Source organism: Parasphingorhabdus sp., assembly GCF_036963805.1.
Taxonomy (GTDB): domain Bacteria; phylum Pseudomonadota; class Alphaproteobacteria; order Sphingomonadales; family Sphingomonadaceae; genus Parasphingorhabdus.
Genome location: NZ_JBALUN010000002.1, coordinates 100,953 through 115,810, shown reverse-complemented (window position 1 = coordinate 115,810; position 14,858 = coordinate 100,953). Strand labels below are relative to the sequence as shown.

The following is a 14,858-nucleotide window of genomic DNA, read 5'->3' as shown; positions in this document are numbered from 1 at the left end:
GTCTATCGGTTCGCCATCGCAATGGCCGTCGCCAGATCAAGCCGTCCGTCATAGAGCGCCCTGCCGGTAATCACGCCTTCAATGCCGTCCTGCGTAAACTGGCTGAGCATATGTATATCATCCAGACCTTTGACCCCGCCGCTGGCGATGACGGGAATATCAACCGCGCGGGCCAGATCGACCGTCGCCTCAATATTGCATCCGGTTAGCATCCCGTCCCGGCCCACATCCGTGAACAGCAAAGACGCCACACCCGCATCCTCAAAGCGCCGCGCCATATCAATCACGCTGACCTCCGACACATCGGCCCAGCCTTCGGTCGCGACCATACCGTCGCGTGCATCAACCGCGACAACAATGCCGCCTTCATAGACTTTCGCCATGTCGCGTACAAATTCGGGGTCTTTCAAAGCCGCTGTGCCAATCACCAGCCGCGCCACGCCCAATTCGAACCAGCGCTCCACCGTATCCCGGTTTCTGATGCCGCCGCCCAGTTGCACATAGCCCGGGAAGCTCGCGACAATCGCCTCTACCGCCTCGGCATTGCGCGGCGATCCGGCAAAAGCACCATCCAGATCGACGACATGGATATGCTCTGCGCCAGCCTTAGCAAACAGGCCTGCTTGTTCCGCAGGATTATCGCCATAGACGGTGGCGCGGTCCATATCGCCTTCGGCCAAACGAACAACTTCGCCTGATTTCAGGTCAATGGCAGGAAATACGATCATGGTTTCCACTCCAAAAAGCGTTTCAGGAAAGCAAGCCCATAGGACTGGCTTTTCTCAGGATGAAATTGCACGCCGACAATATTGTCGCGGCCAATGGCAGAGACGAGCTTCATACCGTGATGGGTTGTTGCGAAAATATCATCCGCATTCACCGCATCGAAATGATAGCCATGAAGATAATAAGCCTCTCCGGCCTCCAGCAGGTCATGGCCCACGGTCGGTGTCACATCATTCCAGCCCATATGCGGAATTTTAATATCCGCTGATGACGGCTCGATTGCATGGACAGTACCGCTAATCCAGCCCAGCCCCTGATGCTCGCCAAATTCTATGCCTTTGTCGGCGAGCAATTGCATGCCGACACAGATACCAAGAAATGGCACGGCGTCCTGCCGCACCCGTTGCTCCATCGCGGCGATCATCCCGTCAATGCCCACCAAGGCATCGCGGCATGCGCCAAAGGCGCCTACGCCCGGCAGCACAATGCGGTCGGCAGTCGCGACAAAATCCGGGTCGGCGGTCACCACGACGCCCGTTGCTCCGGCAGCGATCAGGGCATTATGCACACTGTGCAAATTGCCTGCGCCATAGTCGATCAGCGCGATAGTTTCAGCCACCAAGCTGCCCTTTGGTCGAAGGAATCGCATCACCCTTGCGCGGGTCGCGCTCAACTGCCAGCCGCATCGCACGGGCAAAGCCTTTAAATATGCTCTCCGCAATATGGTGGTTATTCTCGCCATATAGCAGTTCGATATGCAGCGTTATTCCCGCAGCATCGGCAACGCTGTGGAACCAGTGCTTGAACAGCTCCGTGTCCATCTCGCCCAGTCGTTCCTGTGTAAACTCTGCCTTCCACACCAACCACGGGCGACCGGAAATATCCAGCGCCGTGCGGGTCAGCGTCTCGTCCATTGGTGAATACGTGCTGCCATAGCGCACGATCCCCGCCTTTTCGCCCAGCGCCTGACTGATCGCCTGCCCAAGAGCAATGGCGCTGTCTTCGGTCGTGTGATGCTGATCGACGTGGAGATCGCCTTTAATTTTGAGCGTCAGATCAATCAGCGAATGGCGCGAAAACTGCTCGATCATATGGTCCAGGAAACCAATGCCCGTCGATATGTCATATTGTCCGGTTCCGTCGAGGTTCAACTCGACAAAAATCTCGGTTTCATTGGTGTTTCGCTCTATGGTCGCTGTTCTCATAGGCCTGCCTATAATGGCTGGATTTTATCAGGCAAGAATTTCGCAACAAAACCCCCAAATATTGACAAGAATATCACGCTTGAGGAAAATTGTTCAAATCCACTTGACCCTGCCCCATGTTCGCGCCACCAAGTGGGAATGAACGATAGTGCCCCCGATAGTCTGATTCCTTACGATGAAATCGTACAAGAGGCCCTGCGTGCCGTTGTTGGCCGGGTGCTGGGTGAAGTGAAGGCCAATGGCCTTCCCGGAGAACATCATTTCTACATCACGTTTAAAACCCGCGCACCCGGCGTGGATATTCCTGATCACCTGATTGCAAAATTTCCTGACGAGATGACAATTGTGCTGCAAAACCGCTATTGGGACCTCTCGGTCAGCGAAGATCGGTTTGAAGTGGGACTTAGCTTTAACCAGATTAGCTCAATGCTCCATATTCCCTTTGCGGCGATCACCTCTTTCGTTGATCCATCGGTGGATTTCGCTCTGCAATTTCAGGTCGATGAAGTCGAAGGCGACCTCGACGCGCACGAACCGGCGCAAAATGACGGTGATCAGGAAGCGTCTGAAACCGTTGATGATGGCTCCAATGTGGTCACAGTGGACTTCGGCAAAAAGAAGTAGAGATAGACGTCATTCCCGCGAAAGCCGGAGTTTCCTAAAAATCATTCTTCATCATCCTGAACTTGCTTCGGGGTTTATCCCCTCTTGGTCGCACTCAAGATCCGGAATCAAGTTCAGGATGACGAGTTAAGCGGTTGGTGTTAAACCATTCCGATGACCAACACCCGCACAGAAACTGACAGCCTCGGCCCCATAGAAGTTCCCGCCGATGCTTATTGGGGGGCACAGACACAGCGCAGTATAGGAAATTTTCCATTCCCCCGCCATGAACGCATGCCGATCCGCCTGATTCATGCGTTGACAACGGTCAAACAGGCCGCCGCGCGAGTAAATGGTATCCACGGGCTTAACCCCGAAATTGCCGGTGCAATTATCAACGCCGCCGAAGAAGTGCGTTCAGGCGCATTTGATGCGCAATTCCCTCTGACCATCTGGCAGACCGGTTCAGGCACCCAGTCCAACATGAACGTCAACGAAGTGATCGCAGGCATCGCCAATGAAAGCCTGACCGGAACCCGGGGCGGCAAAGTACCTGTCCATCCCAATGACGATGTCAATCGCGGGCAATCATCCAATGATAGCTTCCCCACTGCGATGCACGTAGCATCTGCCTTAGCGTTAGAGGTCGAACTTTTCCCCGCGCTGGAACAATTACACGACGCACTCGCTGAAAAAGCACAGCAATGGAAAGCCATTGTTAAAATTGGCCGCACCCATCTGCAAGATGCTACTCCGTTGACTTTAGGGCAGGAATTTTCCGGCTATGCCGCGCAGTTACTTGCAGCACGTGACCGGATAGAGGCCGTATTGCCGCGCCTGTACCAATTGGCCCAAGGCGGGACGGCAGTGGGCACAGGCCTCAACGCTCCGGAGAATTTCGGAGAGCATATGGCGCGTGAGATAGCCAAGATTACTGGACTAAATTTCACCTCTGCACCCAATAAATTTGCCGAATTGGCCGCGCATGACACAATGGTCGAGCTATCCGGCGCACTCAGCACGCTTGCCGTTTCGCTGACCAAAATCGCAAATGACATTCGTCTACTTGGCTCCGGCCCGCGATCCGGCCTTGGTGAACTTGACCTGCCGGCGAACGAACCAGGCAGTTCCATCATGCCAGGGAAAGTGAACCCAACCCAATGCGAGATGCTAACTATGGTTGCGGCACAAATGATCGGAAATGCGCAGGCCGTGACAGTCGGCGGAATGCAGGGACATCTGGAACTCAATGTTTTCAAGCCGATGATCGCAGCGAATGTGCTTCGATCCATCGAGATCGCATCTATCGGAATGTCGAGCTTTGCCACTCGCTGTGTGGAGGGATTGGAGGCTAATGAAACGCGGATCGCGCAACTGGTAGAGAATTCCCTCATGCTCGTGACCGCGCTTGCCCCGGTGATCGGTTATGACAATGCAGCGAAAATCGCAAAATATGCCCATCAGAAGGGAACCACATTGCGCGCTGCGGCGTTAGAGCTAGGTCTGGTTGATGCAGAAGCCTATGATGCTCATGTTAAACCGGAAAAAATGGTATAAGTCGGCGTAATATTGTAACGTAATTACGGATGGCCCACAGCGGAGAATATATGGACGATCCAATTGATGAATCACTAAACGCTATAGATATTCTAACGCGCCAACTTTTGAACATGTGGGAACAGGCCGTTTCCTTGCTCCCTAGCTTGGTTATCGCCTTGGTTGTTCTGATCATTACATGGATCATGGCCCGTTTTGCGGCCCGGATTGCCGACAAACTGACCGACAAGACCAATATGCGCGCATCGCTTCAGGAATTGGTGGAAACTATCGTCCGACTGGCGATCTGGATTGTCGGCCTCATGGCCACTCTAACGATATTACTGCCGGGACTGACGCCGGCCAGCATGATCGCAGGCCTTGGCTTTGGCGCAGTGGCAATCGGCTTTGCGTTTCAGGATATTTTTGAAAATTTCATGGCCGGCATTCTCATCATGATCCGCGAGAAAATGCGGATTGGCGATTACATTGAATGTGAAGGCGTAGAGGGTGTGGTCGAAAGCATCGCACTGCGAGAAACGCATGTTCGCCGGAATAATATGGAACTGACTATCATTCCCAATTCGATATTGTTCAAAAATCCGGTTAAGATACTGACTGACCAAGAAAAACGTCGTCACGAAATCATTGCGGGCGTTTCCTATGATACAGATTTGGAAATCGCACGGGATGTTATCCTGAAAGCGGTGCAATCCTCTGATCTGGTCGATCCAGAGGAACGGATTGATGTCTTTGCCTGCGAATTTAATTCCAGCTCGGTCGATTTCAAAGTCCGCTGGTGGTCGGGATCAAAACCACGGGACATGCATGAAAGCCGCGATAGCGTTATTCGCGCAATCAAACGTGCGCTAGACGAAGCCGGTATCGAAATCCCATTCCCTTATGTTACGCATACATTTAAAGAGCCCATTCAGCTCGCTGGAAAGGAATAAACCTGTGTCACTCATTCGCAATGTCTTTACCGCTTTTGTTGGTAATTCCGCCCGAAAGCACGGCAAAGGCAACGGCCTGATGGGATTTGGTGTCGGCGTATTGGCAGCCCGTGTAGCCACTAGATCGGTACCCGGCGCGCTGCTTGTTGGCGGAGCGATGGTCGCTAAAGCTCTTTATAACCGGTCAAAGGAGAAGGAAGAACTGCTTCCAACGTCCGACCGTGTGATCGATATTGAAGCCAAGCCGGTTTCGGACGACAAGAAACAGGGTTAGCGCGCTGCGTATCCGACATCCTAAACCCGCCCGTCGCTCGACAAAAGCGCCGCAATCGGTTTCGTGCCCTTGCGGCCGGCCAGAACGATCATCAAAATCGTCGTAAATGGTACGGCCAATATAGCGCCTGGGATGCCCCATAATGTGCTCCAGACCGATAACGACACCAGCACAACCATCGGGCTGAGATTAACCGATTTGCTGAGCATGCGGGGCTCGACAACATTGCCAATAATGACCTGCGCTGCCGTCATGAGCCCGGTCGCGATTAACGGCACGGTCAAAGTGCCAAACTGTGCCACCGCGAACAGGGCAGGAAAAGCCACTCCAACAATCGAACCGATATAGGGTATATAATTTAGCAGACCGATAATAATGGCCCACAACGCTGCATATTCAACGCCTAGAGACACCATGATAATCCAGCAAATTACCCCCAAAATAATGTTGATCAACGTCTTGGTCGCCAGATAACTGCCAATATCGTGGTTGATCCGCGTAATCATGTTCAGCGTATTTTTTGCCTCTGTATCACCGCCGAATGCCCGCCGCACCTTGTCGGGAAAGCCGGTAATCTCGCTCAACATAAACGAAGCATAGAGGATAGTGATGAAAAGGAACCCGCCAAAGCTGGTCAAAGAGGATAATATAGCTTGTGCCAAAGCCGCGATGTCCACTTCTGTCAGCAGCCTATTCGCAAATTGGCTCACTCCATTGGCAATGGCTTCACTACCGCGGTCGAACATCATTGCGGGTGATGACATCATATCGCTCAGATTTGGTTTCAACGCATCTGCATTGGACGACACTGCAAACCATGTGCTAAAAAGATTCTCCAAATTACTCTGATAACGCGGCAAAGAAGGCACCAGAGTCTGTAGGCTGGCAACCAGCATCCGGATCATAGCAAATAGCATGAGGATAACGGCAATTAGCGCCAACGTAGCACGTAACCATAAGGGCGAACGGCCAAGGCCGGGAATCCGCGCGACGGTAGCACTCGCCGCATAGAGTATCTGAAGCAGGATGATCGCTGTCACAATCGGTAGTATAATCGCCTTACCGACATAGAATAGCCAGCCGACCATGATCGTGATGCTTACTGAGAAGAAAATTGTACTGACGCGGCCTTGTAACATTATCTGTAATCATCACCCTGTTTAGTGGCGCGTAGCACCAGAACCGCGTGATAAACGTAAAATATAGCCCTGTCATCTCATCAATGCCGTGCGTTGTGCGGAAAGATGGACGTCCTAACGACTAGCATCTTGACGGCACGCCCTCTTCTCGGCCAATAGCCGCTATGGCCGACAATATCTCCTCGCTTCCTCATGATGAACTCAGCCGCCGCGGGCTCCTGTTTGTCCTTTCCTCACCCTCCGGCGCAGGTAAATCGACCTTGGCGCGTATGCTGCTGGAAGCAGATGGTCAGATCGCGATGTCAGTATCGGTCACGACCCGTCAGCAACGACCGGGCGAAGAGCATGGCAAAGACTATTATTTCGTCAGCGGTGATGAATTTGAAGAAATGGTCGCGGATCATGCGTTTCTTGAATATGCCACCGTCTTCGGCAATCGTTATGCTACCCCTGCTGCTCCGGTGCAAAAAAACCTTGAAAATGGTCAAGATATTTTATTCGACATCGACTGGCAGGGCACGCAGCAACTCTATCAACGTGGCGGCGAAGATGTTGTCCGTATCTTCATCCTGCCACCATCACTCGCTGAATTGCGCGATCGCCTTGAGGCAAGAGCGACCGACAGCAACGAAATTATTGACAGCCGTATGCAACGTGCTGCAAGCGAGATCAGCCATTGGGATGGCTATGACTATGTCCTGATCAATGATGATCTCGACGCTTGTTTTGCCAAGGTAAAAAATATCCTCGCGACGGAACGCATGCGCCGGTCGCGACAAACAGGCCTAATCGGTTTCGTACGCGATTTGGTAGCGCAAGGGCGGCAATAGAATAAAAATATTGAAGCTGATGTAATAAGGGATCGCCAACAAAGTCCAAATGAGAGGGTGTAACGCAACCTATACCATAGCGCATTAAGACCTATGGCCTTAGCGATTTAACCTCCGCTCCGTCCTTTGTTGCGCCCTGCTTTGCACAGGGGTTCAAAAACCTCTTGCAAAAAGAACATAACTAGAACATAGTGCCGCACTATGACCCGCTGGACTCTCCTCTTCATCTTCGGCAAAGCACGCATATGAGCCTTACCCATATTAAAGTGAAAGGCGCCCGGGAGCATAATCTCAAGGGCGTCGATATCGACCTTCCCCGCGACAAGTTGATCGTCATTACCGGCCTTTCCGGCAGCGGGAAGTCGAGCCTTGCGTTTGACACCATCTATGCGGAGGGTCAGCGGCGCTATGTGGAATCGCTGTCCGCTTATGCGCGCCAGTTTCTGGAGATGATGCAAAAGCCGGATGTCGAGCATATTGAAGGCCTGTCCCCTGCTATCTCGATCGAGCAGAAGACGACCTCGCGCAATCCCCGTTCGACTGTTGCGACCGTCACCGAGATTTACGATTATATGCGGCTATTATGGGCGCGCGCCGGTGTGCCTTATTCCCCCGCGACCGGAGAGCCAATTACCGCGCAAACGGTGAGCCAGATGGTTGACCGGGTGATGGCACTGCCAGAGAAAACCCGCTTTTATCTGCTCGCGCCGGTCGTGCGCGGGCGCAAGGGTGAATATCGCAAAGAGTTGCTGGAGTGGCAGAAAGCGGGCTTTACCCGCGTGCGTGTAGATGGCGAATTTTACGATATTGAGGAAACGCCAAAGCTCGACAAAAAGCTGAAACATGACATCGAGGTCGTCGTCGACCGGCTGGTTGTGCGCGGTCAGACCGATAATAAAGAGGGCATGGAAACACGGCTGGCGGATAGTTTTGAAACCGCCTTGCGGCTGTCTGACGGGCTTGCCTTTGTCGATCTGGCGGAGGGTGTTGTGCCGGGCCGTGAGGAAGCGGCAACTGGCACCAAGATGAAGGGCACCGGCCTGCCCGATAACCGGATTGTTTTTTCCGAACGCTTTGCCTGTCCGGTCAGCGGCTTTACGATTGAAGAAATCGCACCGCGGCTCTTTTCGTTTAACGCGCCGCAAGGGGCCTGCCCCGCCTGTGATGGTTTGGGCGAAAAGCTGCATTTCGATACGCAATTGGTCGTACCCAATCCGGCGCTGTCGATAAAAAAAGGTGCGGTCGTGCCTTGGGCCAAATCCAATCCGCCAAGCCCCTATTATATGCAGGTGCTCGGCAGTCTCGCGAAGCATTTTGAATTTTCGTTGGATACCCCGTGGCAGGATTTGAGCGAACATCACCGCGATGTCGTCCTCAACGGCACGCAGGGATTGCCGGTAACCTTGCGCTTTCAGGACGGGCGTAAAAGCTATGAGGTCAAAAAGCCATTTGAAGGCGTGGTCGGCAATCTCAGCCGCCGCATGCTACAAACCGAAAGCGCATGGATGCGCGAGGAACTGGCCAAGTTTCAGGCCGCAGCACCCTGCGAAGTCTGTAACGGCGCGCGGCTCAAGCCCGAGGCGCTGGCGGTGAAAATTGCGGGCGAAGATATCAGCATCTCGACCCGGCGCAGTGTCGGTGACGCGCTGGCCTTTTTCAACGGCCTCGCGGATCATCTCGACAAGACACAAAAGCAGATTGCCGAACCCATCCTGAAAGAAATTATCGAACGGCTTGGGTTTTTGAACAATGTCGGGCTCGATTATCTCAATCTCGACCGGACCAGCGGCACTTTATCTGGCGGAGAGAGCCAGCGCATCCGTCTTGCGAGCCAAATAGGTTCAGGATTAAGCGGCGTTTTATACGTATTGGATGAACCGAGCATCGGCCTCCACCAACGCGATAATGACCGGCTGCTAACCACGCTCAAGCGTCTGCGTGACTTGGGCAACACCGTGATTGTCGTCGAACATGATGAAGATGCTATACGTACGGCGGATTATATCGTTGATATGGGTCCGGGTGCCGGTGTGCATGGCGGGGAAGTTGTCGCCGAGGGCACGCTCAAGCAGATTTTGAAATCCAAGAAATCCCTCACCGCAGCGTACCTAAACGGTTCACGAGAAATTGAAGTTCCGGCCAAGCGCCGCAAGGGTAATGGCAAGAAGCTGACCGTGCACGGCGCGACGGCGAATAACCTGCAAAATGTCACGGCGTCGATCCCGCTGGGCACATTTACTTGCATTACCGGCCTGTCGGGCTCCGGCAAGTCGTCACTGGTCATCGACACGCTTTATGCTGCTGCGGCACGAACATTAAACGGCGCGCGGGTGATTGCGGGTAAGCATGACAAGATTACCGGGCTGCAATATTGCGATAAGGTGATCGACATCGACCAGTCGCCCATTGGCCGCACACCACGGTCCAATCCGGCGACCTATACCGGCGCTTTCACCAATATCCGCGACTGGTTTGCCGGCCTGCCCGAAGCGGCGGCGCGCGGCTATAAGCCGGGGCGGTTCAGTTTCAACGTCAAGGGCGGGCGCTGCGAAGTGTGCCGCGGCGACGGCCTGATCAAGATCGAGATGCACTTCCTGCCCGATGTTTACGTCACCTGCGAGGAATGCGGCGGCAAACGCTATAATCGCGAAACGCTGGAAGTGAAGTTCAAGGGCAAATCCATTGCCGACATACTCGACATGACGGTTGAGGACGCAGTGAGCTTCTTCAAGGCCGTGCCGCCGATCCGCGATAAGATGGCGATGCTCTATGAAGTGGGCCTCGGCTATGTCAAAGTTGGTCAGCAGGCGACGACCTTGTCAGGCGGTGAGGCACAGCGGGTGAAGCTCGCAAAGGAACTCTCCAAACGCTCCACCGGACAGACACTCTATATTCTCGACGAGCCGACGACGGGCCTCCATTTTGAGGATGTCCGCAAGCTCCTGCAAGTGCTCCACCAGCTGGTCGAGCAAGGCAATAGCATCGTGGTGATCGAACATAATCTCGATGTCATCAAGACCGCCGACTATATACTCGACCTCGGCCCCGAAGGCGGGGTACGCGGCGGCGAGATTGTTGCACAGGGTACACCGGAAGAAGTGGCCAAGGTGAAGGGCAGCTTTACCGGTAGCTATCTGAAGGACATGTTCGCGAAATAGGCGCCCTGCCCCCTAGCCCTTCGTCATCCTGAACTTGCTTCAGGATCTCCTCATGGCTCGGCGGCTCCCGAGATCCTGAAGCAAGTTCAGGATGACGAGTATCGCGAGAACCCCACTTGACACATCCCCCTGCCCACCCGCACATTCGGCCCCATGAAACTCAGCGCCCATTTCTACCTCAGCGAATTCACCCAGTCACAGACGGCCACGCGGCTGATGCTTGATAACACACCCGGACGCGCCGAGATCGCGGCGCTGAAATTGCTCTGCGAAAAAGTGCTGGAACCGGTGCGGGAAAATTATGGACGCCCGGTCATCATCTCCTCTGGCTATCGTTCGCCTGCGGTAAACCGCGCGTTGTATGGCTCCCGCGATAGCCAGCACGGCAAAGGCGAAGCGGCGGATTTTGAGATTGCGGGGATTTCCAACCTGCGCATCTGCCAATGGATGGAGCGGAGCTTAAATTATGACCAGCTGATCCTCGAATTTTACGAGCCCGGTGTCGCGGCAAGCGGTTGGGTCCATGTGTCCTACCGCGAACCTTTTCGTAACGAAGAACGCACCGCCCGACGCGTATTACGCAGCGGCCGTCGGAGCACGGAATATGTCGAAGGAATAGTCGGCTAACGCCGATCCTGCGCGCTTTTCAAGAGCAATGCCTCAAGATGCGGTTTTCAGCACCTTCGTCTGCCACAAAATAAAGATCGGCGAGATTAATTCAAGCACCATACCGCCCATTTGCCATGGTTCCGGTTCACCCACGTTAAAGTAGGAAACGACCCGTGCCAGGCCACCAATAAACACCGCAACTATCGCCAGACGAAAGACCAGCGCGCGACCCAATATATCTCCTGCAGAATAGAATAGCATTAACCCGATGCCGATATACACGCCCGAGAGATAGCGAAACTGATTATCCATTGCGGTTGTGATAGGCTCCCCAACCATTAACTGCGCTGCGCCAAAAGCCATGCCGGTGACACCAAAATAAAGCGGAATAACGGCGAACAAAATGGTCGCGATAGGGAATAAAGTCATAATGGTTCTTCCTGCTGCGATGCAATATAAGTTGCAATAGCCGATGGGCTTAACGGCTTGGAGCCGGATGGCAAGGGTCCGGGCCAATACGGCCAATCATATCCAGTGAGCCGATACCATATGACCCGCGACGGAAGCCATCAATGTCAAAAGCGTGAAGGAAGATTATTTATCAATGCATTTTACGGGTAGAATTTCTTTAGCTTATCGGCCTATTCATCGGGAGATAGCTTGATTTCTCTCACGCCCTTCAATGCGCAGAGGATGCAGCATCGGCGGCGTTCATTGATATGCCTTGTGGCTTGCCCATCAGAAATGCCAAGGGAACGCAAAGAGCAGTCAAAATGGTCATTAGCCAAAAATCGTCAATATAGGCAATAAACAACGCTTGCCGGTTCACCTCCTGGTCAATCATTAGCATGGCTTGCTCCCCATAGGTTCCAAAACGTTCCAATGTAGCAGGGTTGATCGGGGACAATTGGGCCGCAGTAATCTGTCCTGCGATATCAGCGTGGCTAGTTTGCCTATTCGTTCCCAAAATCCCGACAAATACCGCAATGCCCACGGAAGCGCCCAATGTCCGGCCCAAGTTCATCAAACTTGCAGCATCTGTCCGTAATTTTTGGTCAATCGTGTTAAATGCAAGCACGTTCATAGAGACAAATACACTGCCTAATCCCAGTCCTTGTAAAAAACCGCTAAGAATGATCGGAGATCTTTCCATCTCGAGGCTCCATCCAGACATCATCCATGTAGAATAGGACGCAATCGCCAGTCCGACGGCAACGATAAAGCGGGAATCTACGATTCCATTCAGTCGGGCGGCAAGTGCCATACTCAAAAATACACCTATGCCTCTAGGCGCAAGCAGGATGCCGGCGTCTGTCGGCGTATAGCCATAGATATTTTGCAACATTGGCGGTTGCAAAGCCATTGTCGAAAACATGACGACACCAGTTGCCGTCATGAGCGACATAGCTGTGATCAAATTTTTATCGATGAACAATGCACGGGAAAGAAACGGATTTTTGGAGGTAGCGATATGAATAATAAACATCCAGAGCGCGCCGATAGCAAAGCCACATTCGATGATAATCTCCCAGCTTTCAAACCAGTCCTCATGATTGCCACGATCCAGCATGAGTTGCAGAGATACAATGAAAATTGCGAACAGGGTAAAGCCGAATATATCGAATTGCCGCCGGTTCACTGGACGTGAAGGTAATAGAAACCAGATCAGCGCTAACGCAATTGCTCCGATCGGTAGATTGATCAGGAATATCCATTCCCAACTATAATTTTCCGTCAGGTAACCACCGATCATCGGCCCCGATATCGGAGCTACCATTATTCCCATGCCCCAAACAGCCATTGCGCGTGCGTGAAATTTGGGTGGATTGATGTCGAGCATTATCGTTTGTGAAAGCGGCATGATAAACGCGCCCGACATACCCTGCAAAACCCGATAAAATACCAGTTGTTCGAGATTGGAAGCGGTTGCGCAAAGCACAGAAGATGCGATAAATCCAAAGACTGAAAACAAAAACAACCTCCGGGAACCGATGCGATCAGACAGCCAACCTGTTATCGGAATAGCGACAGCCGCAGCTAGAATATAACTGGTAAGCACCCAGGTCACCGTATCCAGCGACGCCCCCAAGCCCGATTGAATATGGGGCAATGCAACATTGGCAATAGTTGAATCCAAAACTTGCATAACGTTAGCCAACATCACTGCAATGGTCAGCAATAGCTTGTTATCGACCCGGATTGCTGGTTCGTCGGGGTTGATAGCTAATGTTGCCATGATGCTATTTGGATTTGCTTTGTACGTTGACCGTCACGTCTGCAGAAATTCCAGCAATGAGCTGTTTTGGCGATTGGTCGGTAATCTTGATCCGAACTGGAACACGCTGTGTCACCTTCACCCAATTGCCGTTGGCATTTTGGGCGGGAAGCACCGAGAATTGTGATCCAGTGCCCGCACCTATGCTTTCCACGCGGCCTTTTAGAACGAGCGTCGGATAGGCATCAAAGTGAATTTCCGCTTTCTGGCCCACCACCATTTTCGCGAGATCTGTTTCCTTGAAATTGGCCTCAACCCAACTATTTTTGTTATCCACCAGTGAAACAGCCGGCAAGCCAGATACCATCATCTGGCCAGTTTGCAATCTTGATGATTGGGCGATTCTTCCAGATATAGGTGCGCGAATATTGGTGCGAGAGAGATTAAGCAACGCTTGTTCTTTGGCGACTTTTGCTTTCGCGACATCTGGATTTAGCCCGGGCACGGCTATTCCACTCGCAAGCCTTGATTTCGCGGAGACTACATGTGCCTTCGCCACCTGCAATTTTGCTCTTGCCTGTTCGACTTCGTGCCTTGCCGCGTCAAAATCTGCCTTCGTTGTAAAGCCGCGATCCATCAGTGTTTCTTGTCGTTGATAGCTGGCCAGAGCCAATGCGATGTCTGATTTGGCTGCGGCGATATCGACACCACTGACCTGATAATCGGTTTGCATGTTCTGAAACTCAACCTGGGCGGCAGCTATTTCAGCATCTGCTTGAGAGACGGCGAGAGAAAATGGCTCTGGATCGATCCGAAAGAGCAGATCACCCATTTTTACCTGTTGATTTTCTTGAACGGCGACTTCGATGATGCGTCCGCCTACCTCAGGTGAGATTGAGACAATATCTTGTTTTACATAAGCATTATCGGTCGAAACATAGCGTCCGCTTGATATATAATAATATGCTCCTAGGGCGATGAGTACCACGGGTACAGATAACATCCCGAACCATTTTAATATGTGCTTTGGCCCTGATTTGCGGGTAGGTTTATCGGTTTCCACGGATAGTTCTTCAAACTCCATATTATCATTAAATGGTCCGCTATCAGCCATTGGTCCCGCGCCTTTCATTTTGTTCGGCAGCATCCAGAGCACTTAAATTGGCGTAAATCTGATCCAGCAGGTTTTGAAGCAGCTCCTGATCGGGCTTATCAATCCCCCTTATTGCTTCTTGCAACAATGCCTCACCCATAGGTCGCAATCTGTTTATCAGCGGCGTCGCTTCGTCCGTCAAATAGAGTTGCCACGCCCGGCGATCTTGCGGATCGGGTCGCCGCTCGATTAACCCTCCCGATTGCAGCCGGTCAATCATCCGGCACAATGTCATCGCGTCGAGTTCCAACATTTCTGCGAGTTCGCTTTGTTTCGCTCCCTGATGGCGGTTCAGCATGGTCAAAACACGCCATTGCGGACGTGTGATGCCGATTTCTTTAGCGCGTTGATCGAACGTTCGCCGGATGAGGCGAGTAATATCGCTGATTACAAAACCCAAATTGTCACTCATGACGGCATAACTAATAACATATTTTATTATATGCAATGCTTAGTT

At 52.5% G+C, this 14,858-nt stretch carries 15 protein-coding genes; 7 read left to right on the top strand and 8 right to left on the bottom strand.

Going from position 1 to position 14,858, the window contains the following annotated elements; genetic code table 11:
- Window positions 1-2 precede the first annotated feature (2 nt).
- The 3 genes from hisA to hisB are packed head-to-tail and all read right to left on the bottom strand — an operon-like array spanning window position 3 to window position 1,931.
- Complete coding sequence (gene hisA / locus V7676_RS07270; RefSeq protein WP_335659027.1) at window positions 3-728, bottom strand: 1-(5-phosphoribosyl)-5-[(5-phosphoribosylamino)methylideneamino]imidazole-4-carboxamide isomerase; 726 nt, start codon at window positions 726-728, stop codon at window positions 3-5.
- A complete protein-coding gene (gene hisH, locus V7676_RS07265; RefSeq protein ID WP_335659026.1) occupies window positions 725-1,375 on the bottom strand; it encodes an imidazole glycerol phosphate synthase subunit HisH in 651 nt (216 codons plus the stop codon). Before hisH ends, hisA begins: the two co-directional genes overlap by 4 nt.
- Window positions 1,338-1,931 carry an imidazoleglycerol-phosphate dehydratase HisB gene (hisB, locus tag V7676_RS07260; RefSeq protein WP_335659025.1) on the bottom strand — a complete coding sequence of 198 codons (594 nt, stop codon included), beginning with the start codon at window positions 1,929-1,931 and terminating at the stop codon, window positions 1,338-1,340. Before hisB ends, hisH begins: the two co-directional genes overlap by 38 nt.
- Before the next feature lie 138 nt (window positions 1,932-2,069).
- Between hisB and V7676_RS07255 the strand changes: the two genes are divergently transcribed.
- From V7676_RS07255 to V7676_RS07240, 4 genes are all read left to right on the top strand, one after another.
- On the top strand, window positions 2,070-2,555 hold the full coding sequence (locus tag V7676_RS07255; protein ID WP_335659024.1) for an SspB family protein: 486 nt from the start codon (window positions 2,070-2,072) through the stop codon (window positions 2,553-2,555).
- 153 nt (window positions 2,556-2,708) lie between these two features.
- Window positions 2,709-4,091 (top strand): class II fumarate hydratase, encoded by a 1,383-nt coding sequence (gene fumC, locus V7676_RS07250; protein WP_335659023.1) that lies wholly within the window; start codon window positions 2,709-2,711, stop codon window positions 4,089-4,091.
- A 50-nt stretch (window positions 4,092-4,141) separates the two neighbouring features.
- On the top strand, window positions 4,142-5,023 hold the full coding sequence (locus V7676_RS07245) for a mechanosensitive ion channel family protein (RefSeq protein ID WP_335659022.1): 882 nt from the start codon (window positions 4,142-4,144) through the stop codon (window positions 5,021-5,023).
- Window positions 5,024-5,027: 4 nt separating this feature from the next.
- Window positions 5,028-5,297, top strand: a complete 270-nt coding sequence (locus tag V7676_RS07240; RefSeq protein ID WP_335659021.1) for a hypothetical protein — start codon at window positions 5,028-5,030, stop codon at window positions 5,295-5,297.
- 20 nt (window positions 5,298-5,317) lie between these two features.
- On the opposite strand, the gene V7676_RS07235 is transcribed toward V7676_RS07240, so the two are convergent.
- Window positions 5,318-6,436 carry an AI-2E family transporter gene (locus V7676_RS07235; RefSeq protein ID WP_335659020.1) on the bottom strand — a complete coding sequence of 373 codons (1,119 nt, stop codon included), beginning with the start codon at window positions 6,434-6,436 and terminating at the stop codon, window positions 5,318-5,320.
- A gap of 164 nt (window positions 6,437-6,600) precedes the next feature.
- Between V7676_RS07235 and gmk the strand changes: the two genes are divergently transcribed.
- The 3 genes from gmk to V7676_RS07220 all read left to right on the top strand — a co-directional run bounded on the left by gmk (window position 6,601) and on the right by V7676_RS07220 (window position 11,051).
- Entirely contained in the window at window positions 6,601-7,266 is a 666-nt protein-coding gene (gene gmk, locus V7676_RS07230; RefSeq protein WP_335659019.1) for a guanylate kinase, read from the top strand.
- Window positions 7,267-7,511: 245 nt separating this feature from the next.
- Window positions 7,512-10,424: an excinuclease ABC subunit UvrA gene (gene uvrA / locus V7676_RS07225; protein ID WP_335659018.1), complete on the top strand. Its 2,913-nt coding sequence runs from the start codon at window positions 7,512-7,514 to the stop codon at window positions 10,422-10,424.
- 153 nt (window positions 10,425-10,577) lie between these two features.
- Window positions 10,578-11,051 (top strand): D-Ala-D-Ala carboxypeptidase family metallohydrolase, encoded by a 474-nt coding sequence (locus tag V7676_RS07220; RefSeq protein ID WP_335659017.1) that lies wholly within the window; start codon window positions 10,578-10,580, stop codon window positions 11,049-11,051.
- A 33-nt stretch (window positions 11,052-11,084) separates the two neighbouring features.
- Here the strand turns inward: V7676_RS07220 and V7676_RS07215 are convergent, their stop codons facing one another.
- The 4 genes from V7676_RS07215 to V7676_RS07200 all read right to left on the bottom strand — a co-directional run bounded on the left by V7676_RS07215 (window position 11,085) and on the right by V7676_RS07200 (window position 14,813).
- Window positions 11,085-11,462 (bottom strand): DUF4345 domain-containing protein, encoded by a 378-nt coding sequence (locus tag V7676_RS07215; RefSeq protein ID WP_335659016.1) that lies wholly within the window; start codon window positions 11,460-11,462, stop codon window positions 11,085-11,087.
- A gap of 250 nt (window positions 11,463-11,712) precedes the next feature.
- Window positions 11,713-13,269 carry a DHA2 family efflux MFS transporter permease subunit gene (locus V7676_RS07210; protein ID WP_335659015.1) on the bottom strand — a complete coding sequence of 519 codons (1,557 nt, stop codon included), beginning with the start codon at window positions 13,267-13,269 and terminating at the stop codon, window positions 11,713-11,715.
- A gap of 4 nt (window positions 13,270-13,273) precedes the next feature.
- Window positions 13,274-14,362 carry an HlyD family secretion protein gene (locus V7676_RS07205; protein WP_335659014.1) on the bottom strand — a complete coding sequence of 363 codons (1,089 nt, stop codon included), beginning with the start codon at window positions 14,360-14,362 and terminating at the stop codon, window positions 13,274-13,276.
- The gene (locus tag V7676_RS07200; protein WP_335659013.1) at window positions 14,355-14,813 is read right to left on the bottom strand and encodes a MarR family winged helix-turn-helix transcriptional regulator; all 459 of its coding nucleotides are present in this window, start codon (window positions 14,811-14,813) and stop codon (window positions 14,355-14,357) included. The genes V7676_RS07205 and V7676_RS07200 overlap by 8 nt, the downstream gene beginning before the upstream one ends.
- Between the last annotated feature and the right edge of the window lie 45 nt (window positions 14,814-14,858).